The following is a 25,694-nucleotide window of genomic DNA, read 5'->3' as shown; positions in this document are numbered from 1 at the left end:
CGTCAATGAAAAAATGGGCTACTTTATTAGCTGGTAGTGCATGTGCGCTTTCTCTGTTCTCAGGTTCAGTGGCAGCGGACGATAATGAATTGGTATTTATGAACTGGGGGCCTTACATCAACAGTAACCTTCTGGAACAATTTACTGAAGAAACTGGTATCAAAGTGATCTACTCAACTTATGAGTCGAACGAAACTTTGTATGCAAAGCTAAAAACTCATAACGAAGGTTATGACTTAGTGGTACCTTCTACTTACTTCGTGGCGAAAATGCGCGATGAAGGTATGCTACAAAAGATCGATAAATCGAAGCTGAAAAACTTCACTAACCTTGACCAGAACTATCTGGACAAGCCATTCGATCCAAAAAATGACTACTCTATCCCTCACGTTGTTGCGATAACTGGTCTAGCAGTTAATACCGACATGTACGATCCAAACGACTTCCAAAGTTGGGCAGACCTATGGAAACCTGAGCTTGAAGGTCAAGTGATGCTAATGGACGATACACGTGAAGTATTCCACATTGCACTGCGCAAGCTCGGTTATTCAGGCAACTCAACGGATCCAAAACAAATCGACGAAGCGTATGCTGAGCTACAAAAGTTAATGCCTAACGTCCTGCTTTTTAACTCTGACAACCCAGGTGCGCCATACATGTCTGGTGAAGTTGGTGTTGGTATGCTTTGGAACGGCAGCGCGGCGGCAGCTCAAAACGAAGGGCTTAACCTTAAACTGGTCTTCCCTAAAGAAGGTGGTATCGGCTGGGTAGACAACTTTGCTATCTCTTCTGGTGCGAAAAACGTAGAAGCGGCGCATAAGATGATCGATTTCTTACTACGCCCAGAAATCGCAGAACAAATTTCTCGTGACACTGGCTACCTGACTGCAGTGAAAGCGTCGAATGAGAAGTTTAAAGATGTGGCTCCATTGTTCCCTTCTCAAGAAGACCTAGACCGCGTTGAGTGGCAAGATGCCGTTGGCGATCTGACTGTGAAATACGAAGGTTACTTCCTAAAGCTAAAAGCTGGCCAGTAATCGAATTTGTCCAAGACAAATCACCCTAAATGAAAATAGGCAGCAATGGCTGCCTATTTTTGTAATTGACTGATATAATTATGCCTTGCTACGTTTATTTGGCTCGGCTCGTTTCATCTCAATAGAATGAGAGGCATCGGGTTAAATAAACAGAATTGTACTTAATGCAATTTGGTTCAACTTGATCATTACCACTAGTATTGATTTGTCCAATCGCTAAACAAAACGGAAAACAAATGAAAAGTAAATTCTACGCAAGCGCTCTATGTGCCGCGGCTCTGTTCGCTACTCCTACAATGGCGGCTGATCAAGAACTGTACTTCTACAATTGGTCGGAATACATTCCAAATGAAGTTCTTGAAGACTTTACAAAAGAAACTGGAATCAAGGTGCTTTACTCGACTTACGAGTCTAATGAAAGCATGTACGCTAAGCTAAAAACCCAAGGTTCTGGTTACGACTTGGTAGTACCGTCTACCTATTTCGTATCTAAAATGCGTAAAGAAGGCATGCTTCAAGAGATCGACAAAGAGGAGTTAACCCACTTTGCCGATATTGATCCTAACTTCTTAAACAAGCCTTTTGATCCGAACAATAACTTCTCAATTCCTTATATCTGGGGTGCAACAGGTATTGGTATTAATGCGGATATGTTGGATAAGTCTACGGTCACTAAATGGGACGACTTCTGGGACAGCAAGTGGGAAGGTCAATTAATGCTGATGGATGACTCTCGCGAAGTTTTCCATATTGCATTAACAAAGCTGGGCTATTCACCGAATACGACAAATCCAGATGAAATCAAAGCGGCTTACGAAGAACTACAAAAGCTAATGCCAAATGTGTTGGTGTTTAACTCTGATTTTCCTGCAAACCCATACTTAGCGGGTGAGGTTTCTCTTGGCATGCTTTGGAATGGTTCAGCTTACATGGCACGCGAAGAAGGTGCGAACATTGATATCATCTGGCCGGAAAAAGGCGCGATTTTCTGGATGGATAGCCTTGCGATTCCAGCCGGTGCGAAGAACATTGAAGCGGCGCATAAGATGATCGACTTCCTGCTGCGTCCAGAGAATGCGGCTAAGATTGCACTGGAAATTGGTTATCCTACTCCAGTTAAAACCGCGTACGACCTGCTTCCTAAAGAATTTGTGAACGACCAAAGTATCTTCCCTCCACAAGAAGTGATGGACAGCGGTACTTGGCAAGATGAAGTTGGTGAAGCAAGTGTGATGTACGATGAGTACTTCCAAAAGCTAAAAGTAAACAACTAATACCAGTCATAGCATAAAGAAAAAAGCGGCCAACTAAATTGGCCGCTTTTATTGTTTTAGAAGGTTTTATTTTTCTTCCAAAGATAAAATTTCATTCACCAACTTTGGTACTTCCACACTCGCCTTTCCATAGCGTTTTTCTTCAAATTCACTTTCTATTGCACTAGGCTCCAGGTTGATTTCGATGGTATGCGCACCGTGCATTTTTGCATCATGTACAAATCCAGCCGCAGGATACACAACCCCAGACGTACCAATAGAAATAAACAAGTCCGCTTGTTCTAGCGCTTCGTAAATGTCTCCCATGCGCAGCGGCATCTCACCAAACCAAACAATGTGAGGGCGCATTTGGGACGGAATTTGACAACAGTGGCAAAGTTCACCCGTTTCAATATCGTCAGTGTGTTCAATGACCTGATGCGATTCACTACAGCGGGCTTTGAGCAATTCACCATGCATATGGATGACATTGTGGCTCCCGCCTCTTTCGTGCAAATTGTCGATATTCTGCGTAATGACGGTTACTTTGCCGTCTAGCTCGGCCTCCAGGCGACCTAAAGCGAGATGAGCCGCATTTGGCTGTATCGCCTCGTCTTGTAGCTTTTTACGACGTTGATTATAAAATTCCTGAACAAGGTCGGGATCACGCTCAAATCCTTCGGGTGTTGCCACATCTTCAATGCGGTGGTTCTCCCAAAGGCCATCTTGGGCTCGAAATGTTTGTATTCCGGATTCCGCTGAGATGCCTGCTCCAGTAAGTACTACAATGTTTCTATACGGGAAATTCATAACTGATCCTTGTTGTTCTTTTTCATTAGCTTAACACTGAAACAATAACAGCTGTAGTAAGATGGATTAGACAATGGTAGTAATGAACGATAATAAATAGTTATTTTGAGAGGAAAAGCAATGAGACACCTATCTTTGGCTCTTGTCTTGCTTACGACTTTAGCGGGTTGTCAACTGACCAATGTGGAAGGGGAAATTGATGATGTGAGAGTGAGCGTTGGTACCAATGATCATGACAGGCACGATGGTCATGGTAAGTTCTGTCCTCCTGGCCAAGCTAAAAAAGGAAACTGCTAGAACGCATTGATACGCTCGTAATAGAGAAGAACGATACATCAATAGAAAGAGCGGCTGAATACCGCTCTTTTTAATTTCTAATTAGTCTTCGTTGGTTGAAGAGATTTTGTGGATAGCTAAGTCGGCACCATTAAATTCATCTTCTTCAGATAGTCTAATGCCCGTTACCGCGTTAATTGCACCATAGACAGCCAATGCACCTAATACGGCAATAGATATGCCTAGTACGGTTCCCATCAGCTGAACAACTAAGCTAACACCACCTAACCCGCCTAACGCTGTTTGACCAAAGATGCCTGCAGCAATACCACCCCATGCGCCACAAATGCCGTGCAGAGGCCAAACACCTAACACATCGTCAATCTTGGTTTTGTTTTGTAGATGTGTGAACAGGTAAACAAAGAGCACACCCGCAATAGCACCCGTTACCAGCGCACCGATTGGATGCATAAGGTCAGAACCAGCACATACGGCAACCAATCCAGCTAGAGGACCGTTGTGAATAAAGCCAGGGTCATTTTTACCTGCGACAAGCGAAGCAATAATGCCACCAACCATTGCCATCAATGAGTTCATTGCGACTAGGCCGCTGATCCCAGAAATAGCTTGAGCTGACATCACGTTGAAACCAAACCAGCCAACACAAAGAATCCATGCTCCAAGTGCCAAGAACGGGATGTTTGATGGTGCAAAGTTGGTATGTTTACCTGCACGAATTCGGCCTCTACGCATGCCTAAGAAAATAACGGCAACGAGAGCAATCCAACCACCTACTCCGTGGACAACAACTGATCCTGCGAAATCATGGAAGCCAAAGCCAAAACTTGCTTCAAACCAATCTTGGATACCAAAATTACCGTTCCAAATGATGCCTTCAAACAGTGGGTAAACAATTCCTACTGTAAAAAATGTCGCAATGAGGATAGGATAAAAGCGAGCACGCTCGGCAATTCCGCCAGAGACGATCGCAGGTATAGCAGCAGCGAACGTTAGTAAGAAAAAGAACTTAACAAGCTCATATCCATTACCTTGAGACAGTGTCTGCGCATCGGCAAAGAAAGTACCGCCATACGCGATCCAATAACCAATGAAGAAATAGGCGATGGCAGAAACACCAAAATCGGCCAAAATTTTAACCAATGCGTTAACTTGGTTCTTTTGGCGTACGGTCCCTACTTCAAGAAAAGCAAAACCGGAGTGCATCAAAAAAACCATGATGGCACCAAGCAGTAAGAATAGAGTGTCGGAACTTTGTGTGAGAGTTTGTACAACGCCATGTACCTGATCGGCTGTTACACTCATTATGATTGTCTCCGTTAGTGTTGTGCGCACTTATCCTGTGCAATGAAAATCAACCATCACCAAAATGGTGAATCAAATTTGTAAAGCGTCTAACAAAGCAATTAGTGTTCCAATAGTTTCCTTGTTTAATGAGATTAGACTAAGTCGTTGTTTTTATTGTGCGGCTGGTTTTTGTGAATGATTTCAGGCACAGTCGAACGCACAATAACATGCACCAAAAATAGCTAACTGCACCAAATTAATGCGCACCATTTTGTTAATTAAATGTACATTTATATGCAACTGAGATTTCACTTTGCCAACGGGTGCATCTTTATTAGTGATGAATGACCCAATAAAAAAACCGCCTGTTTAGGCGGTTTTGTTTAAAGTCGTCGATGTTTTACAAGTTAGGACCTGTAGAAGGTCTGTGCGGCTTGTTATTACGTAATTGATGCATACCTTGGATCATTCTCCACAGCCAGACGCCTATCGCGACGACAGCAAACACACTGCCTATGTAAGGAATAACATAAGCGATGTTATCTAACAGTGTGCTGCGCACCCAATAGTCACTGACCCCTTTTAACACACCATTCGTGGTAGCAACGGTAACGATTAAGACAACAAAGAACGTGAGGTACAGGAAGAAAGTACGAATTAACCCATAGTAGTGCGAGATAACTACATCACTGTCTTCACCTTTGTCCAAACGATAGCCAGCATAGATAATAGCGACAACGCCTGAGATCAAAAACGTGAACGGGGTAAAGCAACTCAGGATATACGCTACCCAAATCCCGTTATGATGTTTGTTCATTCGCTTTCGCTCCTTTGTCTGTAGCGTTAACCTCGTCTGATTCTCCCATTGCTTCTTGAGATTTGACTTCTTCATACCAGAGATCGTGGTGCTCTTTCGCCCATGTTTCGTCAACCTCACCCGTTACCATGCCTTCTAATGCCCCTTCCATACCGAACAGGCCGATATAGATGTGGAAAACAAAACCACAGATAAGAATAAGCGCCGAAACTGCGTGAATAAGATTAGACAACTCCATATCACGGCGGGTTTGATCAAAAATTGGGAAATCCAAAACCAAACCACTTGCTGCAGCGATTGCACCGACAAAAATGAGCAACCAGTAAACCGCTTTCTCACCACCATTTGAGAAGCCTGCTGATGGATGAGTACCTTTGTGTTTACCAACCATCCCGCCCATTTTCATGAACCAACGTACGTCCGTCATGTTAGGGACTGATTTACGCCACCATTTCAGCAGAATTAACATCAGCAAGACAAAGAACAGCGGTCCCACATAGTTGTGGTATTGCTTCGCCAGCATCACGATGAAACCCCAGAACTCACTAGGCACGTATGGCTTCAGGAAGTGTTTCCCGTAGACGAGCATCAAACCACTGAACGCCAGAGTGAGAAAGGTAAACGCCATACTCCAGTGAAGTGCACGATCCAGTCGAGACCAGCGCTTAATCTTTTTGCCTGTGCGAGGCTTACTTAGCATCAGTGGCCCAACAAAGACATAAGCCAACACAACCATCGCGATACTACCGAAAATAGCGATGGCACCCGCTGGAGACATCCATTTTTCTTTCAGGATGTACCAGGTTTCGCCGGGTTTACTGATTAGCACACCATGCTCTGGTGATTGGGAGGTGGTATAACCTGATTCCCCCTGTCTCACCTGACGCCAATAGTCCGCCCCTGCTAGTTGTGTCATCTCCTGCTGCACGACTTTGGAAGATTGCTCTTCTGCGGACGCTGGCATTGAGAAAGTCAGCAGTAATGCTGTCATAATTGACAGCATTACCAGAGACGCACGCTTTAAAGTGTTTAACATGTGTCTCTCCTTACTTAGCTTTTAGTTGCATCGTAAGAAAGATCATTTCCGTCTGTCCAACCTGCATTCTTAGCGCCGCGCTCTACAACTCGCTGACGGAAAATATCAGAGACTTTCTCTGCATCACCTGCCAACAAGGCTTTTGTTGAACACAGTGATGCACACATAGGTAGCTTGCCTTCTGCAATACGGTTTGCACCATATTTATGGCGTTCTTCAACCGAACCAGGTTCAGTTTCAGGACCGCCAGCGCAGAAGGTACACTTGTCCATTTTGCCACGCTCACCAAACGCTTCTTGTTTAGGGAACTGAGGCGCACCAAACGGACACGCAAACAGGCAGTAACCACAGCCGATACACAGATCTTTGTTGTGAAGTACGATGCCATCTTCAGTGTACTCAAAACAATCGGCAGGACACACCGCCATACAAGGTGCGTCGGTACAGTGCATACAAGCTACGGAAATCGAGTTTTCTCCTGCTTCACCATCATTAAGTGTTACGACTCGGCGACGCTGTATGCCCCATTCTAGAGCATCGTCATTTTCGTTCTTACATGCAGTAACACAGCCGTTACACTCGATACAGCGCTTAGTGTCACATAGGAATTTCATTCGTGCCATTGTCAGACTCCTTACGCTTTACGAATGTTACATAGGGTTACTTTGGATTCCTGCATCAGGGTAACCGGGTCGTAGCCGTAAGTGGTTGCTGTGTTGGCAGATTCACCGCTTACATATGGTTGTGTACCTTCAGGGTATTTAGAGCGAAGATCTTCACCTTCAAATTCACCACCAAAGTGGAACGGAATGAACGCCAGTCCCGGTTTCACACGACGAGTAACCATCGCTTTTACCTTGATTCGGCCTTTCTCCGCACCTTCAACCCAAACATCATCACCATCTTTAAAGCCAAGATCGTTGGCGTCTCTCGGGTTCACTTCGACGAACATCTCTTGTTGAAGCTCCGCCAACCAAGGGTTTGAACGAGTTTCATCACCGCCGCCTTCGTATTCAACCAAGCGACCAGAAGTCAGAACAATCGGGTACTCGCCAGATTTGTCTTGTTCTTGAATAGATTTGTATAACGTTGGAACACGGAAAATCGCCTCTTTGTCTTCCCAAGTTGGATAATCCGTTACAAGGTCACGTCTAGGGGTGTAGAGCGGTTCACGGTGCAAGGGTACGCGGTCTGGGAATGTCCAAACTATTGCACGTGCTTTTGCGTTACCAAATGGGATACAACCGTGCGCGATAGCTACACGCTGAATACCACCAGACAAGTCGGTCTTCCAGTTTTTGCCTTCTGCCGCGACTTTCTCTTCGGCTGTCAGGTCGTCCCACCATCCCAGTTGTTTTAACAACTTATCAGTAAATTCAGGATAACCATCTTTGATCTCACTGCCTTTCGAGTAGCTGTCTTCCGCTAGCAGGTTTTTACCTTCAAACTCCACACCAAAGCGTGTGCGGAAGTTACCACCACCTTCGGCAACGGTCTTAGAAGTATCGTACAGGATGTGAGTACCCGGGTGCCCCATCTCTGGCGTGCCCCAACATGGCCAAGGTAGACCGTAGGTTTCACCATTAATTGGTCCGCCCTCTGCTTCAAGCGTGGTTTTATGGAATGTGTGCCAGTTTTGCTGGTGCGCTTTGAGGCGCTCTGGACTCTGACCTGTATAACCGATGGTCCACATACCTTTGTTGAACTCACGGGTCAGATCTTCAATCAGAGGCTGGTTGTTTTCTACACGAATGTTTTTGAAAAGTAGATCGTCGAAGCCAAGCTTTTTCGACAACAGGTACATGATTTCGTGGTCAGGTTTTGACTCAAACAAAGGTTCGACAACCTGATCGCGCCACTGCAAAGAACGGTTAGATGCCGTAACACTGCCGTAAGTCTCGAATTGGGTTGTAGCAGGAAGCAGGTAAACACCATCAGTACGATCGTTCATTACCGCTGCAACGGTTGGGTATGGGTCAACAATAACCATCATATCCAGTTTTTGCATCGCCTTTTTCATCTCAACACCACGTGTTTGAGAGTTCACGGCGTGTCCCCAGTAGAACATGGCACGAATGTTTTCACGCTGACGAATGTTGTCTTTGTCTTCTAACACACCGTCGATCCAACGAGATACAGGAATACCGGCGCTGTGCATCGGTTTTTGACCGCCATACTCGTTGTCGTCAAAGCGGGCTTTAATCCACTCGTAATCGATGTCCCAAACTTTTGACCAGTGGCGCCAAGAACCTTCAGAAAGACCATAATAGCCTGGCAATGTATCAGCAAGAACACCAAGGTCTGTTGCACCCTGTACGTTATCGTGACCACGGAAAATGTTGGCACCGCCACCAGATTTACCAATGTTGCCTAGCGCAAGCTCTAGTACACAGTACGCACGAGTGTTATTGTTACCCGTGGTATGCTGAGTACCACCCATACACCATACAACACAACCCGGGCGGTTTTCAGATAGTAGTTTTGCAGTCTGGTAAACGTCTTCTTCGCTTACGCCTGATACGCGTTCAACTTCTGCTGGTGTCCATTTCGCGACTTCTGCACGGATTTCATCCATACCAAACACACGCTGACGGATAAATTCTTTGTCTTCCCATTGGTTTTCAAAGACATGCCACAGAACACCCCAAATGAAAGCGACATCTGAACCGGGACGCAGAGAGACATAGTGATCGGATTTTGCAGCAGTACGAGTACGACGAGGATCCGCCACCACGATCTTACAGTTGTTTTTCTCTTTTGCGATCAGAATGTGTTGCATCGCAACTGGATGGGCTTCTGCTGGGTTAGAGCCAATGAACAGCATAGACTTACAGTTATGCATATCATTGAAAGAGTTTGTCATTGCACCGTAGCCCCAGGTGTTTGCCACACCCGCTACCGTGGTCGAGTGACAGATACGCGCTTGGTGGTCAACGTTATTGGTACCCCAAAGTGATGCCATTTTACGGAATAGGTATGCCTGTTCGTTACTGTGCTTCGCACTACCTAAGAAGTAAACAGAATCAGGGCCGGATTCTTTACGAATATCCAGTACCTTGGTGCCGATTTCTTCAATTGCTTCGTCCCAAGACAGCTTTTTCCACTTACCGTTTTCAAGCTTCATTGGGTATTTAAGACGGCGTTCCCCATGGCCGTGTTCGCGCAGAGCCGCGCCCTTGGCACAGTGTCCACCAGCATTAAATGGGTGGTCGAACGCAGGTTCCTGCCCAGTCCAAACCCCGTTTTGCACTTCCGCATAAATACCGCAGCCGACCGAACAGTGAGAACAGATCGTGCGTTTCACTTCGGTTTTCGCTTCAGGGTCGACCGTTTTCGCTTGCGCTTTTTTCATCATTCCCGGAGCAAACAGACTTGCACCGACAACCGCACCACCAGCAGCAAATGAGGTGTTTTTCATAAATGCGCGACGCGAAACGCCAAGCTGGTTGGTTTCTTTGCTCACACTGTCGGAGCGTTTGACAAGTTTCATCTCTTACCTCCTAAAGTGTGTCGTAGTAATCACGAATGTGTTGAGTTTCACGGTACCCTTTCTTCTTCACGTCTTTTTCAGAAGACTCAACCGTTTCCGACGCGTTTGCCACTTTCGTGGTTCCAGCGACGACAGCACCAGCAACGGCAGCGGTTGTGAAGCCTTTTAATAGCTCCCTACGGCTTGAGTTTATTTCTTTATTATCTTTCATCATTGCTTCCTTACCTTCCGGTAGATCTTTGGAGGATCATGCCTCTCTATCAATATGACTTTGTACTGCTTGATTACTCGTAATCAGTGACGTTTTTCACATCAATTTTTAATTTGGCTTTACTGCTCTTTGTATTCTCGCTAAACCGCACCTGCTCAAGCGTTAGAAATGCGTTGCAAAGCTGAGCAGCTGGTTTATAGAAGTTTGCACTTTCTGCATTTTCTAACTGGCGAGTGAATGCGTTAAACCAAGGGGCGAGATGTTTGTTAAACACGGCTTGTTGCAAGCCCTCTTCTTCATCAGTCAGCATGGCCATCACTTCACAAAGTGCTGAAATGTGATCTTCTGGTTCTTTCACGTTTTCAGCGCGCTCAATGCCCAGTAAATCTAAATCGTGGCGAATATCCGCTAGCGGCTTTTCCATCATTGAACCTGTACGGTGCCATGATCCGAATGGAACGACTTCACCACGACCAATACCGATAAAGAGATCTTGATATTCATCTTCAATCGCTTCTCGCTCGGCTTTTTCAGCCGCTAGCTGAAGTGCAAGCCATGCTTGCTGCATCGCACTCGCTGAAGGTTCCACTTCCAGAGATTTCAGAAACTCAAGCATCTCTTCCGTTGGCGCACTACGAAAAAGCGCGGATAAGATCAGGTATATTTCTGTTCTCAGTGTTTGTTCTTGCTGCTTTTCCACTGTGAGCTCCTAATACTTGAGTTGTTGCAATGGGTCAGAGGCCATCGACTCAAACATATCGGCCACGCGGCAGTCTTCACACATTGCGATACGGTTGATAGCGGCTTCATCAGTAAAATGAGAATGTCCACGCAGCTTGTTTTGCAGCATGTCGATCATGGATTGAGGTGCGAAAGGTTTGTGGCAACGAAGACACTCCGCCGCTTTCTCTTGGTGAATTACGACTGCTTTCTGACGGTCTTCTTTTACCCAGTTCATACGAGACGTTAACGTAAGTACATTTTCTGGACATGCTTTTTCACATAAGCCACATTGAATACAATCTTGTTCAATAAATTTAAGTGATGGAGACTGGCCATCAGTATGTAATGCGCGAGTCGGACACACAGCAACACAGCTCATGCACAAGGTACAATCTTTACTTTCACAAGAAACCGAGCCATAAGGCGCATTGCCCGGTAATTCAACGACATTATCGACAGGGATACGCGATGCAGATAACGCATCCAGCGCAGTAAAAAGACGCTGACGTTTATTACCTTGTAGTTCTCCTACCGCTAAGTCGAAGGAATCCGTACACAGTGCCGGTGCCCCCTCACGCAGAGACTCCAAATACAGGATATCGATGGTTTCTTTTGCAATACCTAGTTGATCTAAAAACTCTTGTGCAATACCGACTTCACTATTGAGTACGCGTAGAATAGTTGGAGGCATAAAACGTGAAGCTGCAAACAGAACTTGGGTCGCACCATTTACTAGCGCGGCAAACCACGTATCGATACCAACAGACGGAAGCTCTTCAACCACAATTGGAATGACGTTATCTGGAAGCGCTTTTAAAGCCATCACGTTGTATGTTTCATGGCGTGAACTACAAATCAGCACGATAGGATCGACACCACCTGCTTTTTCATAATTGGCTAACGTACGTTCGATGAATTTTTGCGTATCTTCTGGATTTGGGAGTGCGTAATGAATCGCTTCTGTAGGACATGCTGTTGCACAGGTCCCGACCCCCTGACACAGGTACGGGTTTATTTCGATACGATGCCCAGTTTTCGGACTACCTTCACTGGATAGCGCCCCCGCCGGACAGGCATCAACACAACGCTCACAACCTTTTACGCCTCGAGAACTGTGCGCACACAAGTCGGTATCTAAGCGGAAAAACTTCGGCTTATCAAATGTCCCCATCAATGTAGGAATTTCTTCCAACGCTTCTGCCAGTTTTGGGTAACCGCGACCGACTGGGTAATAACCCGGAGCAGGTACTTCTTCAGACATACAGCTGTTAAGGCAAAGATCGAGAACGACGTCAAAACAATCCGTATTAATCGCCACTTTAGCTAGATTGTTTGTCGAACCATTATTTTCAATAAGTACTTCAAATGTACCTAGGAAACCAGAAACCTGGACTGAGTTTGCATAGTAAAGCGCACTATGGGTTCCCTTTTCTCCGTCAGTAGACAGCAACGTAAGGCTGTTCATTTGTGATAATTGAGCAGCAGCACTTTCAATGATCGCAGTCGGACCGACAATTAAGGTGTTACCGCCACTTTCGTAGCTCACCGTCGGTGGGATCAGGTTTGTCAACTCGATGGTATTTTCAAAAGCAAATAGCCTTGCTTTACCGTTACTGGAAGTCGTTTGTTCTAATAGTTGTTTCAACATTGCTCGTTTCCATTTATCAACATGGATAATCTTCCATCTTTCATTGTAGTTAGCGCGGTAGATTCTGCTGATTAACTTATACATAAGCTGTTTTGTATGGAGCATCAGGGCTCATAGCAAAACTCAGTCAATCGATACATTTACAAGAAGATTGGTAATACCACTCAATTAGCAATCGTCATGCCAATTTTAATTTTGTTTATTTTCAATGGCTTATTAGGTTTTTGATTGGTTTCATGTAACAAAAAAGCCGAATGAGACAATATGTCCCACCCGGCCATTTAAGTGTTTAGTCAAAATGTACCTATTTATTGTGTGGTATATTTTGTCCTACTTGCTCTGATATCGATTCTGACTCTGAAGTGCCATTTTTATCTACCACTGTATGTTTATACAGTTCGGATTCATTTTGAGAAGGTTCGACGATTTCTTGCTCATTTTCATCAGCATCTGAAGCCTCTGTTTGAACCACAGCCACCTCATTGTCTTCAATTGTTGCGTCTTCTTCAGTTTTATCTTTCACCCAGTCTCGCAGTGATTCTGCTACACCTTCTGAAAGTGACTTCAAATTACTGTAATCGTCATCGTAATCGTCTAACCCGTCTCGGACATTGAACTCTTCTGATAAAAACAGTTTGCGCAAAGCGGCTTTTTTTACGCTTTCTGACGCTTCTGAAACCAATAGGTTCGCAATCGACATCCCTTCGGTTTTTTGCTCGTCAACGTTAACAGCCGTTTCGCTTTCCTCTGTCGCCGAGTTCTCTTCAGACAAATATTTTCCAGAGACACTATTAGTAGAAGGACTTTCTACCGCATCCGTATTTGTCTCGTCACTGAGTTCGGCGTCTTCGTGAGTGCTTTGAGGTTCTTCTAACTTACGTTTTGACCAACGGCTTAAAAAATCATGACTAGTTGCCATTTGCTCTACCCGCTCCTTTGCGCTTCTTACCTTTCAACTCTAGCATTTCTCCATGGCGTCCGATAAAGGCCTCCATCCACGCTTGTACCGGTAATGGCATGTCATTAGATAAAACTAAATTGTCTCCATCCATATATCGAGCAGCTACGGCTTGAGAGGCAGTGAGAAGCTGTATCGCTGGCTTCTCATTGGAGTCTAGGTTATCCATAACGAGAAAGAGTTTTGGGGTTTGAGAGCTAAGGTTAAATCGGTAATCAGTACGTTCATCTCTGTGTAATTGGAGAAGACAAATATCGGTGGTGTCTTCATTATTAGGCGTCAGTACAAATTGTGTTAGTTGCCATTGGGTGGTTACCCAGGCTCCTGTAATTATTTCATGCTCAACCAGTTCTACGCCGATAGGCCATGAATCTTCGGTTTTCTCATATATGTTTTCTAACTCTTTATTATTGTCCGACATAACTCACCCAACTTGCTTTATTTGATTTGATTGGCGAAAAGGACATTCTGACCTATGCTTTCAAACCACGTTAGGTTTATGAAGCAATAAACGCGCCAAATTAACCGCTGTACTACTAAGAGAAGCGATAGATATAAATACTAAATTAGTCGAAACTCAATGGGTTGCATGTGTCATTCCTGCGAACTCTCAATTTTTGTATTAAGCAGAGTGAATCACTCGCATTTTTTTCCTCAAACGCTATGTTGGAATGAGATTTGCTATTCAACCTCTTATTAAACAGAAGAACCCTTGTGAGCGAGTAGCTCCTTCCCTGAACAGGACAAGACTGTGGTAAAACCAAATATTATTAAAACCAGTGAAAATCCCCTGCAGACTATCGAAGTCGATGTATACGACGAATATGGTGAAAAGCTGACGAAACAGATTGCCTGCGAAAGACCTCTTACCGTAATGCTGAACTGGAAAGAAATTGTGACGCTGATGACGATAGGCTCCCGTCCAGACGCCTTAGTCTTGGGCTACTTAAAGAATCAAAGCTTCTTATCTGATCCGGAAGCGATAGAGTCAGTCATTATTGATTGGGAAACGCATTCGGCAGCAGTGATCACTAAAGAAAATACCGAGCATCTAGAAGGCGCATTGAAAAAGAAAACCGTCACCTCAGGTTGTGGCCAAGGCACCATGTACGGAAACGTGATGAAACAATTAGAGAACTATCAGGTTCCGCAAGTACCGCTTAAACAGTCAGAAATCTATGCAACGCTTGAAGCATTGACACATTACAACGATACATACCGAAAAGCAGGTGCGGTGCATGGATGTGCAATTTGTAAAGGGAACGAAGTGCTGTCGTTTGTGGAAGATGTTGGCCGTCACAACGCAGTTGATACGCTTGCCGGAGAGATGTGGTTAAATCAGGAAACGGGCGATGACAAAATATTCTATACAACAGGGCGCCTTACATCCGAGATGGTGATTAAAGTGGCTCAAATGGGCATCCCTGTTCTTCTTTCTCGCTCTGGTGTGACCCAGATGGGGTTAGATCTCGCCAGACAATACGGTATTACCACGATCGCACGTGCAAAAGGGTTGCGTTTCCAAGTGTTCACTGGCGCGGAAAAAATTCAGTTTGATGTAAAAGGCAGTAATAACGAATAATTCGCAAACGCAAAGTTTGGTGTAAACTTACATGGATCGCAGCCAATATGTGATTGGGTATTTTTATTGCCAATATTTACTGCGATTAGTATCGCTAATACCGTTTATTCACAAAGGATGTGAACTATGAACAATGACCAGCTTTGGAACTTTTTGCTTACTCCAAGTGGCATCATGGTTTCGATGATTATTACATTCGCTGTGGTTGGGATTTATGCTTACCTAACCGGTCAATTTAAGGATTAGACATACAAACGTAAAAAAAGACCTCTTTGTGAGGTCTTTTTAGTGTTTAAAGGTTCGCTTTAGACGTTGTATTAGCCGTCAATACCACGCGACTTTAGGTACTCAGAGTAAGTGCCTTTGAAGTCTGTGATTTTACCGTCACGAATTTCAAGAATACGCGTAGCCAGCGAGTCAACAAATACACGGTCATGAGATACGAAGAACAAGGTGCCTTTGTACTGTTCTAGTGCCGTGTTTAGAGATTCGATGGATTCCATATCCATGTGGTTTGTTGGTTCGTCCATTAGCAACATGTTTGGTTTGTGCATCATGATCTTACCAAGTAACATACGGCCCTGCTCACCACCTGATAGCACTTTTACCGACTTCTTGATGTCATCCTGGCCAAACAGCATACGACCAAGGAAACTACGCACTACTTGTTCGTCATCACCTTCCTGACGCCATTGACCCATCCAGTCTGTCAAGTTTAAGTCTTCTGCAAAATCATGCGCGTGGTCTTGCGCGTAGTAACCAATGTTTGAGTTCTCAGACCATTTGTACATGCCTGTACGTGGTTCAAGAACACCAGCCAACGTGTTCAACAGTGTTGTTTTACCCACACCGTTTTCACCGATAATCGCAACTCGCTCACCTACTTCAAAGATAGCGTTAAAGTTTGAAAACAGGTCGTGTTCAAAGCCTTGGCTGAAGTTTTCAACAATCAGAGCGTTACGGAATAGCTCTTTAGATTGTTCAAAACGAATGAATGGGTTTTGACGGCTAGACGCCTTAACTTCATCCAGTTTGATCTTATCAATTTGCTTAGCACGTGACGTTGCTTGTTTTGCTTTCGATGCGTTTGCAGAGAAACGTGCAACGAAGGTTTGTAGCTCAGCGATTTGCGCTTTTTTCTTCGCGTTGTCGCTTAGCAGACGTTCGCGAACTTGCGAAGCCGCGGTCATGTACTCGTCGTAGTTACCAGGATAAACACGCAGCTCACCGTAATCCAAGTCAGCCATATGGGTACATACTGAGTTTAAGAAGTGGCGGTCGTGCGAGATGATGATCATGGTGCAGTTACGCGCATTAAGCGTATCTTCCAACCAACGGATAGTGTCCATATCCAAGTTGTTGGTCGGTTCGTCAAGCAGCATGATATCTGGGTCAGCAAACAGAACCTGTGCTAGAAGCACACGAAGTTTCCAGCCTGGAGCGACTTCGCTCATCAGGCCGAAGTGCTGTTCCATTGGGATGCCCACAGCAAGAAGTAGCTCACCGGCTTTTGCTTCTGCCATGTAGCCGTCCATTTCCGCAAACTGAACTTCAAGGTCAGCGACTTTCATGCCGTCCTCTTCACTCATCTCAGCAAGAGAGTAAATGCGGTCACGCTCTTTCTTTACTTCCCACAACTCTTTGTGGCCCATAATTACCGTATCGATAACCGTGAACTCTTCGTATGCGAACTGATCCTGATTCAGTTTTGCAACACGCTCGTTTGGGTCGTAACTTACGTTACCACTGGTTTGCTCAAGCTCGCCGCTGAGGATTTTCATAAAGGTTGACTTACCACAACCGTTAGCGCCAATTAAGCCGTAGCGGTTACCTTCGCCGAACTTAACTGAGATGTTTTCGAATAGCGGCTTAGCGCCGAATTGTTGAGTAATATTCGCTGTGGAGATCAAAACCTTTACCTTAGCAATTTGAGTGTATTTATAAAAACCGGGCAACGGTACTTGTTAAGGCTACACACTGCAAGTTTTGTTTTTATTAATTATTCAGAACACCTTTGATTTATGCATATAACGGTAAGTAATCAGTACTGATTAAGCGATGTTGGTGACCTCGAGCATTAAATCAGCTTTTTTGGGCAGATAAATACTGAATACACTGCCTTTGCCCCACTCGGACTCCACTTTTAGCTCCCCACCCGTTTGGCTAAGAATACTTTGAGACACAGAAAGCCCCAAGCCCGTGCCATCACGCTTAGTTGTGTAGAAAGGAGAGAAAATACGACTCACGTTTTCTGGCTTGATACCACAGCCCTCGTCTGCAACGTGGATAACCGCACCTCTGATCTCGTTACCTTCCATCCAGTCATCGCTGGTTACGACCAACTTACCTTTACCGTTCATGGCGTGAATCGCATTCATCTGTAAGTTAACCAAAATCTGTAGTAAATGGTGGCGATTAATTTCGACTGAAGTATGAGCATGGAGGTCGGTAACAAATTCAACGTCACGCTTCTTCGTTCCCGTTTTAACCAAGGTAATACTCTCATCGATGATCGGGTTGACATGCTGCCAGGTGATCTCATCTTGTACGCCACCCTGTCGGCTGTATTGCAACAAACTACGGGTGATGTTTCTAATGCGATCAATTTGCACGTGAATGGCGTCAATTTCTTCTTGAACCCGACTCGCATCCTCACCAAGTTCAAAATGAATGAGTTCGATATTGCCGAGGATCACCGCCGTTGGGTTATTGATTTCGTGGGCAATGCCCGCAGTAAGTTCTCCGAGGGCAGAGAGCTTTTCATGAACCACCAATTTGTCCCGGGTTTGATTCAGTAGCTGAATGTGTAACTCTAGCTCTTGGGTCTTTTCTCGTAGACTGGCCGTACGTTCTTGAACTTTACACTCTAACTGTGCGGCTGCATTCTTCAGCTCTATCTTTCGTTCTTGCAGTGCGTCCAGCATGTTATCGAACTGCTTCGCCAATTGTGCCAGCTCATGATCGTCATTTAGCCCTAAAGGTCCAATACGCTTTTCTTTACCCAGTTGAACCAGCTTTACAACCTTATGAATACGTTCAATTGGTCGGAATAAATCGCGGGAACCTCGATACACCATCACTCCGGATATCAGAAGCAGCATCAGGGTTATAAGACTGACTTCCGCGATGTTCGTCATATACGCTTTCACAAATGGCCACATTAAATACCCGGTATATAGCATGCCAATCACGTTATCATACTGGTCTTTAATGGGCTGGTAAGCCGTGATATACCAAGCGTCATAGACGAAAGCCCGGCCTACCCACATCTCACCTTTGCTTAGCACTTGCTCAGACACTTCGTTACTCACTTTGGTGCCAATCGCTCTGCCAAGACGATGCTCACTATCTAGTGGTACGTTGGTGCTCACACGTAAATCAGACAGAAACAGTGTCAGGGTACCCACTGGTCGTAATCGGTCATTTACATTGGGATAAATCAGGTCGCGGATCTGGTCTACCAACACGGTACTGTTGTTGAGGAGTAATCCTCCGTCCAAGAAGCCGATTAAATCGTTAGAACGACTATACACAGGAATAACCGTTCGGCTTACTAACCCGCGGTTTTCCGTTCCACTGTCTTCGCTCACGATAGGCACCTCTGCCCGTTTAGCCAGTTCAGGGTCAAGTTGATCCAGTTCTTCTTTATTCAATATATCGAAGAACGACTCCCGCTTAGTCAAATCCATAAAGCGGAATTTGTCTTCTACTGAGTTCATGTGTTGGAAAGAGAGAAAATCTAACCCGTAACGATGCTTCTGAGTCGAGACCCAAGCCTGGAGCTCTTCCGCTGGCGTATTTTGATTGATACGGTTGTGAAAATCATAAGAATCTGCGAACGCCCTAACGTAGTTAGCTTGCTTTTGTTGCAACAGCTCGACACTATTTTCTGCAACCCCCAAGCGTTCGGAAACATCAAGCAGCGCATTCTGCCACGTGTATTGAATAGACCAATAAATGGTGATGGCAATCAACGCAAGCAGCGTCATAAAGATAGGCGCTGACGTCAGAATTAACAACCGATAACGCACCATGCTTTTAAACCGGTGCGTCCACTTAGATAATCCTTTGTGTTGCTGCCACTCAGTTGGCATATTCCTCACCCTCTGCGTCCCACTCTTTATACTTACGCTCTAATGTTTTGCGCGCCACGCCTAAATCACGCGCTGCCGCTGATTTGTTACCATCGTGTAGAGTGACCACCTGTTGAATGTGCGCTTTTTCAACTTCCTTAAGCGTCCAGCTATTGGGATAACCGTCGCCTAAAAACTCGTTACTTTCCTTAAGCGTTGGAAGCTCGGCTGTATGTGAAACGGTCATAGAAACATTTGGCAAGGTGTGCGAGCCGTTTACTTCTCGCCAATGATGAGCAGGCGGCTTACCTAATAAGATGCAACGTTCAATCAGGTTTTTTAACTCACGAATGTTACCTGGCCAATCGTATTCGCTCATCGCTTCCATATCTTCATGCGCCCACTTAGGGGCGGGCATTCCTAACTCGCGGGTTAACATGTTGCTGAAGAAAGGGATGAGCTCAAAGAGATCACTTTTACGCTCTCGAAGTGGGCACACTTCAATCTTTAGGACGTTAAGGCGGTAATACAAATCGCTACGGAAGTTACCCTGATTCACTTCCTCCTGCAAATTTCGGTTAGTTGCGGCGACAACACGGACATCGATGCTTATTTCTTTCTCTGAGCCAACTGGCCTGATTGTACGCTGCTCTAACACACGTAAAAGTGATGCTTGCATCGACAATGGCATTTCACCGATTTCATCAAGGAAAAGCGTTCCGCCATTGGCCACTCTAAATAAACCTTCACGCGATTTTTTCGCACCGGTGAACGCGCCGGAAGTATGACCAAAAAGTTCACTTTCTAATAGCTCTGGCGCTATCGCTGCGCAGTTGACGGGTACGAATGGGCCACTTCTGCCGCTCGCCTGGTGGATACCACGAGCAACTAACTCTTTCCCTGTGCCCGACTCCCCTTCAATTAATACCGATGCACGTGATGGTGCAAACTGGTTAATAAGTAACTTAAGCTGACGTGTTTTCTCTGAGCCACCTATGATTGCCGAGCTGTTGTAACGTTGATAATCACGTTTCATCGCATATTGCATACGCTCATTCAATCGACGATCCATACAACGGGTTACTGATTTAAGCATTTGATCGAGATTGAAAGGTTTGAGAATAAAATCTGAAGCCCCAAGCTGTAGTGCACGAATCGCGGTTTCAAGATCGGCATAGCCGGTCATGAATATGACATCTGCTCTTTTTTCATCATCGGTAAACGCTTCCTCCCACTCTATTCCCGAGCGGCCGGGCAAATTAATGTCGAGTAGAATCAAATCATAATGGCGCGAGCTTCTTAGTTGCTCTGCTTCTTCAATGCAGCCAGCCGTATCAACCTGAGAAAAGAGTTTACCCAATGCTTTTTTTAAAATGGCTTGCATGCCTGATTCGTCATCAACGACCAGCACAGAAAAGGCGTTATATTGTTGCTTTGTACTAATATTGGGTTGCACAGACATATTTACCCCAGACGGTTTCAGGTGGGACAGAGTGTACCAACGCTACAGGGGTACCCTCCTCAATAACTGAGACATTTTGTACCAGTGAGAAAATTTATGCAAACAAGTCTATGAAATGGCGCATAAATAGAACAATTTCAGGTTGAATATTGTTGGCATCTTGTTTGCTATAAGGGGTATCCAAGTCGCCAATATGTTGGACTCTTTGAGTCTGACTCTCAAGGAAGGCTTGTGATTTGAGCAATCAAGATCGCTTTGGAACTTCTAACGCGTTAAACGTAAAAGAAACCGAATCATCATTGGAAAGGAAACAAATAAAAATGAAAAAAATTGCCCTAACTTTGGCAGCAACGTCAATCACACTAGTAAGTTCCTCTGCTTTTTCCTCTCAAGATGGCGAACACATTCGCTTAGCAACCACTACCAGCACTTACCACTCTGGACTGCTGGATTACCTGCTTCCAGAATTCGAAAAAGAGACGGGCTATAAAGTCGACATAATTGCTGCGGGTACCGGCAAAGCACTCAAAATGGGTGAAAATGGCGATGTAGATTTGGTGATGACTCACGCGCCTAAAGCAGAAGGCCTATTCGTAGAGAAAGGATACGGAGTTCAGCCGCGTAAGCTAATGTACAACGATTTTGTGATTGTTGGCCCTAAAGCCGATCCAGCTGAGATCAAAGATGACGAAACCGTTCTTGATGTGTTTAAAGAAATCGCAAATAAAGATGCCACTTTTATTTCTCGTGGAGATGATTCTGGCACACATAAGAAAGAGATGGGGTTTTGGGCGCAAACAAAAATTGAACCAAACTTTGGTGGCTACCGCAGTGTAGGCCAAGGCATGGGCCCTACTCTGAACATGGCATCAGAAATGCAAGGCTACACAATGACAGACCGAGGTACTTGGTTGGCATACCAAAACAAATTGGATCTGGAGATCCTGTTCCAAGGGGATGAAATGCTGTTTAACCCTTATCAGGTGATCTTAGTCAACCCTGAACGTTACCCAACCATTAATCATAAAGGCGCTAAAGTATTCAGTGATTGGCTGGTTAACCAACATGGGCAGGAACTAATTAACAGCTTTCGTCTCAACGGCAAACCGCTGTTTGTGGCGAATGCGGAAAGTAAATAGCGCATTATGGATCTTGCTGAAACAACACTAGAAGCACTGAAGCTGCTGGTGAATTTCGATGCTGAGCTTTGGGAGATCGTCGCGGTCTCCTTTAGCGTTTCTATTACGGCAATATCTTTAGTGGTATTGCCGGCGATTCTGATGTCCTTTGCGCTCGCGTACACCGATTTTCGTGGTAAATGGTTTTTACTGTCGATCGTCAATACGCTTCAAGCCGTGCCAACCGTCGTCATCGGTTTATTGCTGTACATGCTTTTATCGAGAGCTGGCCCTTGGGGTGGCTGGCAAATGCTGTTTACGCAGAAAGCGATGATATTTGGTCAGATGTTGATCTGTTTTCCAGTGTTAGTTTCGATGATGCATGGTGCTCTGCAGTCGAGCGACCGTCGTATGATTGAAACGTCGATTACTTTGGGGGTATCCCTTCCGCGTGTCGCCGCAACCATGATTTGGGAAACGCGATTTCCGTTACTTGCAGCCGTCATTGCAGGCTTTTCACGAATCGTTACAGAAGTCGGTTGTTCGATGATGGTGGGCGGCAACATTATGGGCGTGACGCGTAATATACCGACAGCAATCGCAATGGAAAGTAGTAAAGGTGCTTTTGCGCAAGGTGTTGCATTAGGAATTGTATTACTATCCTTAGCATTAGCACTAAACTTCTTTCTATCGAGTATGAGAGGCAAAGGCTACCTCAGAACATGAAGCTAATGATCGACTCGTTTTCTATTCTATGTAGAGGCGTACTATGACTATAAAAATTACCGCCGAGCAATTGTCCATGCGCTTTAAAGAGCGCGTGCTGTTCCACATTCCCGAACTAACAATTGGACCAAACGATGCGATTTATCTAAAAGGCGATAACGGCGTCGGAAAAACAACACTGTTGAAAATCCTCGCTGGCCTGTTAAAAGCATCAACTGGTACTGTAGCCGCGCCGAAAGATACCTGGCTGAAGAAACTGACCCGCCGAAATGGTCGTGTCGACGTCATTTATCTCCACCAATCTCCTTACCTATTTGACGGCAGCGTTTACGAAAACGTTGTTTATGGCATGAAATATCAGCACGACAACGCAAAAGATAAGCGAGCGCAAGTTATCAACGCGCTGCGCATGGTAGGTTTGGAAACCTTAGCCGATGAACATATCTCTGTATTGTCAGGTGGCGAAAAGCAGCGTGTTGCTATGGCAAGAGCATGGATCTTAAAGCCGTCGATTTTATTGATGGATGAACCAAGTGCTTCACTAGACGCAGAATCGATCGAGCGATTAGTCGTGATGGCCAAAGATCTGTTGAATCGTGGCTCTAGTATTGTTATCACGAGCCATCAAACCAACGCGCTAACCGATTTATGTAAAAAACAGTGGTGGATTAAAAACAAGACTTTGGTAGAGTCACCACTGTTATATGTCATACCAAAAGAAAACTCCCAAGAGAATGCATATGCTTCAACCAACACAAACTAGTTGGGTCATCTTAGCTGGTGGTCAAGCCAGCCGCATGGGTGGAAAAGATAAAGGCCTGATAGAGCTAAATCAGAAGCCACTCATTAAACATGTCATTGAACGTCTATCACCACAAACACCAAGCATTTTAATCAATGCTAATCGAAACCAAGACGCATACCGTCAGTTTGGTTTCGTCTTCAGTGACCAATTCAAAGATTATCCGGGCCCGATGGGTGGCATTCATGCTGGATTAGTGCACGCCCAAACGGATTGGGTTGGATTTGTTCCATGTGACAGCCCACAAATTAATACCGATTTAGTTGAACGTTTTTGTCAGGAAGTCAAAGATGACACTGATATTTTGGTCGCGCATGATGGTGATCACCAGCAACCAGTTTTCACTATGTATCACAAACGCGTATTGCCAAAATTGACGGCATTTTTGGAGCGTGGTGATAGAAAGATCATTTTGCTTTATAAAGAGTGTCACACCAGCTACGTTGATTTCAGTGACTCACCAAACTGTTTCGTCAACTTAAACACTCCGCAAGAACTGGCGCAATTTGGACAATTAGAATCATGAAACTCTCGCTAAATATCCCTATTCTTGGTTTTGCCGCTTACTCTGGTACTGGTAAAACCACGTTACTGGAAGCCTTGTTACCAAAACTGACCGACGCGGGTTTACGTATCGGTATGTTAAAACACGCGCACCACAATTTTGACGTCGATAAGCCAGGTAAAGACAGCTATCGATTACGCAAAGCTGGCGCTTCGCAAATGTTGATCGCGTCCCGAAATCGTTTTGCTTTGATGACTGAAACTCCGGATGCTGAGGCAGAGTTCGAATACCTGTTGACTCGTTTTGATGAAGACCAACTGGACGTCATTCTGGTAGAAGGCTGTAAAAATATCGCCTTTCCAAAAATTGAACTTCACCGTGAGGAAGTTGGTAAGCCGTGGCTTCACCCTCACGACGAGAACATTATTGCGATTGCCTCCGATAGTGTTGAGCTGGAATCCGAATTACCACAAATGAGCATAAACGATCTGGATGCTATCGCAGAGTTTGTTCTTCAGTATGTCAATGCAGCTAAACAACCGAAAGCGAAAGAAAAAGAAGCAGCGTGTTGTGACACCTTATCCCCTGCTTTCCTATCTGTGGAACAAGGCCAGGAGAAAATTCTGTCGTTAGTTCATCCTCTGACTGACGTTGAAGCCTGCGAAGTCGAGTGCAGCTACGGACGAGTATTAGCCAATGATATCGTTTCTCCGGTTAATGTGCCTCAAGACACAAACTCGGCAATGGACGGTTACGCTATTCGCAGTGACGATCTTGCACGAGATAGCTATCAAGTGATGGCTGAAGTCCTCGCTGGCCATGCTTACGATAAACCGTTGGAGATGGGGCAAGCGGTTAAAATCATGACGGGAGCACCCACACCGGTTAATGGTGACACGGTGGTGATGCGCGAACAGGCTACACAAACTGGTGACAAGGTAACGTTTAATGCTTCAGGCATAAAAGCAGGTCAGAACGTTCGTCAAGCTGGTGAAGATCTGGAAATTGGCAGTAACGTTTTTAAATCTGGTACTCGCCTTGCCTCTCCGGAAATGGGGATGATCGCCTCTCTTGGTTTCGGGCACGCAAGTGTCTTTCGTAAACTCAAAGTCGCAGTCTTCTCAACCGGTGACGAAGTGCAAGCGCCAGGAACCAAGCAGAAGCCTAATTCAATCTTCGACTCAAACCGATTTACCATTATGGGTATGCTTGAACAGCTCGGGTGTGAGATTTTGGATTTCGGTATTCTGGAAGACAATGAACAACAGATGATCGAAGCATTGGATCAAGCATCCCAGCAAGCAGACATGGTAATGACATCTGGTGGCGTGTCTGTTGGTGATGCGGACTACATTAAGTTAGCTCTGGAAAAGTTGGGACAAATTGACTTTTGGCGTATCAACATGCGCCCTGGTCGCCCACTTGCGTTTGGCCAAATAAACAGTAAGCCATTTTTTGGTTTACCGGGTAACCCTGTTGCCGTAATGGTGTCGTTCATCAACTTCGTTGAGCCAGCAATCCGAAAAATGCAGGGAGAACAAGGCTGGCAACCATTAAAAGTCAAGGCGGTTGCAACGGAAAACTTACGCTCTCGCCAAGGCAGAACTGAGTTTAGCCGCGGATTCTATCAGCTAGACGAAACCGGCCGCCTCACCGTTCGCACGACAGGTAAGCAAGGCTCCGGCATTTTGCGCTCGATGAGTGAAGCGAATTGTCTAATCGAAATATCCCCTGCTATCGATACAGTTAAAGTGGGAGAAAACGTGACAATCATCCCTCTTCAAGGCAGAATCTAGCCCCAATAGGTTACTAGCAACGATTTTATAAAGGTCAGCTGTGCTGGCCTTTCGTTTTTAGTGGAG

At 45.2% G+C, this 25,694-nt stretch carries 23 protein-coding genes; 9 read left to right on the top strand and 14 right to left on the bottom strand.

Annotation, left to right across the window (positions count from 1 at the left end; genetic code table 11):
- Nucleotides 1-5: 5 nt before the first annotated feature.
- Both L3V31_RS14315 and L3V31_RS14310 read left to right on the top strand, forming a co-directional pair.
- On the top strand, nt 6-1,037 hold the full coding sequence (locus L3V31_RS14315; protein WP_237316751.1) for an extracellular solute-binding protein: 1,032 nt from the start codon (nt 6-8) through the stop codon (nt 1,035-1,037).
- 236 nt (nt 1,038-1,273) lie between these two features.
- A complete protein-coding gene (locus L3V31_RS14310; RefSeq protein WP_237316749.1) occupies nt 1,274-2,311 on the top strand; it encodes an extracellular solute-binding protein in 1,038 nt (345 codons plus the stop codon).
- A 66-nt stretch (nt 2,312-2,377) separates the two neighbouring features.
- Here L3V31_RS14310 and cobB read toward each other — a convergent pair whose 3' ends face one another.
- On the bottom strand, nt 2,378-3,100 hold the full coding sequence (cobB, locus tag L3V31_RS14305; RefSeq protein WP_237316747.1) for a Sir2 family NAD+-dependent deacetylase: 723 nt from the start codon (nt 3,098-3,100) through the stop codon (nt 2,378-2,380).
- 120 nt (nt 3,101-3,220) lie between these two features.
- Between cobB and L3V31_RS14300 the strand changes: the two genes are divergently transcribed.
- Nucleotides 3,221-3,397: a hypothetical protein gene (locus tag L3V31_RS14300; protein WP_237316745.1), complete on the top strand. Its 177-nt coding sequence runs from the start codon at nt 3,221-3,223 to the stop codon at nt 3,395-3,397.
- Between the two features lie 81 nt (nt 3,398-3,478).
- On the opposite strand, the gene L3V31_RS14295 is transcribed toward L3V31_RS14300, so the two are convergent.
- The 10 genes from L3V31_RS14295 to L3V31_RS14250 form a co-directional block, all read right to left on the bottom strand.
- Nucleotides 3,479-4,699, bottom strand: coding sequence for an ammonium transporter (locus tag L3V31_RS14295; protein WP_237316743.1), 1,221 nt, complete (start codon nt 4,697-4,699; stop codon nt 3,479-3,481).
- A 382-nt stretch (nt 4,700-5,081) separates the two neighbouring features.
- Entirely contained in the window at nt 5,082-5,498 is a 417-nt protein-coding gene (locus tag L3V31_RS14290; protein ID WP_237316741.1) for a hypothetical protein, read from the bottom strand.
- A complete protein-coding gene (locus tag L3V31_RS14285) occupies nt 5,482-6,534 on the bottom strand; it encodes a formate dehydrogenase subunit gamma (protein ID WP_237316739.1) in 1,053 nt (350 codons plus the stop codon). The genes L3V31_RS14290 and L3V31_RS14285 overlap by 17 nt, the downstream gene beginning before the upstream one ends.
- A 14-nt stretch (nt 6,535-6,548) precedes the next feature.
- Nucleotides 6,549-7,157: a formate dehydrogenase FDH3 subunit beta gene (gene fdh3B / locus L3V31_RS14280; protein ID WP_237316737.1), complete on the bottom strand. Its 609-nt coding sequence runs from the start codon at nt 7,155-7,157 to the stop codon at nt 6,549-6,551.
- A gap of 11 nt (nt 7,158-7,168) precedes the next feature.
- On the bottom strand, nt 7,169-10,024 hold the full coding sequence (locus tag L3V31_RS14275; RefSeq protein WP_237316735.1) for a formate dehydrogenase subunit alpha: 2,856 nt from the start codon (nt 10,022-10,024) through the stop codon (nt 7,169-7,171).
- A 10-nt stretch (nt 10,025-10,034) separates the two neighbouring features.
- A complete protein-coding gene (locus L3V31_RS14270; RefSeq protein ID WP_020333268.1) occupies nt 10,035-10,235 on the bottom strand; it encodes a transcriptional initiation protein Tat in 201 nt (66 codons plus the stop codon).
- A 73-nt stretch (nt 10,236-10,308) separates the two neighbouring features.
- A complete protein-coding gene (locus L3V31_RS14265; RefSeq protein ID WP_237316733.1) occupies nt 10,309-10,935 on the bottom strand; it encodes a molecular chaperone TorD family protein in 627 nt (208 codons plus the stop codon).
- A 9-nt stretch (nt 10,936-10,944) separates the two neighbouring features.
- Nucleotides 10,945-12,606: a 4Fe-4S binding protein gene (locus tag L3V31_RS14260; protein ID WP_237316731.1), complete on the bottom strand. Its 1,662-nt coding sequence runs from the start codon at nt 12,604-12,606 to the stop codon at nt 10,945-10,947.
- 304 nt (nt 12,607-12,910) lie between these two features.
- Nucleotides 12,911-13,525 carry a DUF3306 domain-containing protein gene (locus L3V31_RS14255; RefSeq protein WP_237316729.1) on the bottom strand — a complete coding sequence of 205 codons (615 nt, stop codon included), beginning with the start codon at nt 13,523-13,525 and terminating at the stop codon, nt 12,911-12,913.
- Entirely contained in the window at nt 13,515-13,985 is a 471-nt protein-coding gene (locus L3V31_RS14250) for a DUF3305 domain-containing protein (RefSeq protein ID WP_237316727.1), read from the bottom strand. The genes L3V31_RS14255 and L3V31_RS14250 overlap by 11 nt, the downstream gene beginning before the upstream one ends.
- A 330-nt stretch (nt 13,986-14,315) precedes the next feature.
- Here L3V31_RS14250 and L3V31_RS14245 point away from each other — a divergent pair, with 330 nt between their 5' ends.
- The gene (locus tag L3V31_RS14245; protein WP_237316726.1) at nt 14,316-15,146 is read left to right on the top strand and encodes a formate dehydrogenase accessory sulfurtransferase FdhD; all 831 of its coding nucleotides are present in this window, start codon (nt 14,316-14,318) and stop codon (nt 15,144-15,146) included.
- A gap of 317 nt (nt 15,147-15,463) precedes the next feature.
- Here L3V31_RS14245 and L3V31_RS14240 read toward each other — a convergent pair whose 3' ends face one another.
- The 3 genes from L3V31_RS14240 to L3V31_RS14230 form a co-directional block, all read right to left on the bottom strand.
- A complete protein-coding gene (locus L3V31_RS14240) occupies nt 15,464-17,056 on the bottom strand; it encodes an ABC-F family ATPase (protein WP_237316724.1) in 1,593 nt (530 codons plus the stop codon).
- Nucleotides 17,057-17,197: 141 nt separating this feature from the next.
- Nucleotides 17,198-19,240 (bottom strand): cache domain-containing protein, encoded by a 2,043-nt coding sequence (locus L3V31_RS14235; protein WP_237316722.1) that lies wholly within the window; start codon nt 19,238-19,240, stop codon nt 17,198-17,200.
- Nucleotides 19,230-20,681: a sigma-54 dependent transcriptional regulator gene (locus tag L3V31_RS14230; protein WP_237316720.1), complete on the bottom strand. Its 1,452-nt coding sequence runs from the start codon at nt 20,679-20,681 to the stop codon at nt 19,230-19,232. The genes L3V31_RS14235 and L3V31_RS14230 overlap by 11 nt, the downstream gene beginning before the upstream one ends.
- 320 nt (nt 20,682-21,001) lie before the next feature.
- On the opposite strand from L3V31_RS14230, the gene L3V31_RS14225 reads away from it, so the two are divergent.
- The 5 genes from L3V31_RS14225 to L3V31_RS14205 are packed head-to-tail and all read left to right on the top strand — an operon-like array spanning nt 21,002 to nt 25,628.
- The gene (locus tag L3V31_RS14225) at nt 21,002-21,820 is read left to right on the top strand and encodes a substrate-binding domain-containing protein (RefSeq protein ID WP_237316717.1); all 819 of its coding nucleotides are present in this window, start codon (nt 21,002-21,004) and stop codon (nt 21,818-21,820) included.
- 6 nt (nt 21,821-21,826) lie between these two features.
- Nucleotides 21,827-22,525 carry an ABC transporter permease gene (locus tag L3V31_RS14220; protein WP_237316715.1) on the top strand — a complete coding sequence of 233 codons (699 nt, stop codon included), beginning with the start codon at nt 21,827-21,829 and terminating at the stop codon, nt 22,523-22,525.
- Nucleotides 22,526-22,568: 43 nt separating this feature from the next.
- The gene (locus L3V31_RS14215; protein ID WP_237316713.1) at nt 22,569-23,288 is read left to right on the top strand and encodes an energy-coupling factor ABC transporter ATP-binding protein; all 720 of its coding nucleotides are present in this window, start codon (nt 22,569-22,571) and stop codon (nt 23,286-23,288) included.
- The gene (gene mobA / locus L3V31_RS14210) at nt 23,266-23,853 is read left to right on the top strand and encodes a molybdenum cofactor guanylyltransferase MobA (RefSeq protein ID WP_237316711.1); all 588 of its coding nucleotides are present in this window, start codon (nt 23,266-23,268) and stop codon (nt 23,851-23,853) included. Before L3V31_RS14215 ends, mobA begins: the two co-directional genes overlap by 23 nt.
- Entirely contained in the window at nt 23,850-25,628 is a 1,779-nt protein-coding gene (locus L3V31_RS14205; protein WP_237316709.1) for a bifunctional molybdopterin-guanine dinucleotide biosynthesis adaptor protein MobB/molybdopterin molybdotransferase MoeA, read from the top strand. The genes mobA and L3V31_RS14205 overlap by 4 nt, the downstream gene beginning before the upstream one ends.
- Nucleotides 25,629-25,694: the final 66 nt, after the last annotated feature.

Source organism: Vibrio sp. J1-1 (assembly GCF_021728395.1).
In the GTDB taxonomy this organism is placed as follows: Bacteria; Pseudomonadota; Gammaproteobacteria; order Enterobacterales; family Vibrionaceae; genus Vibrio.
This window is presented reverse-complemented; position numbering and strand designations above follow the sequence as displayed.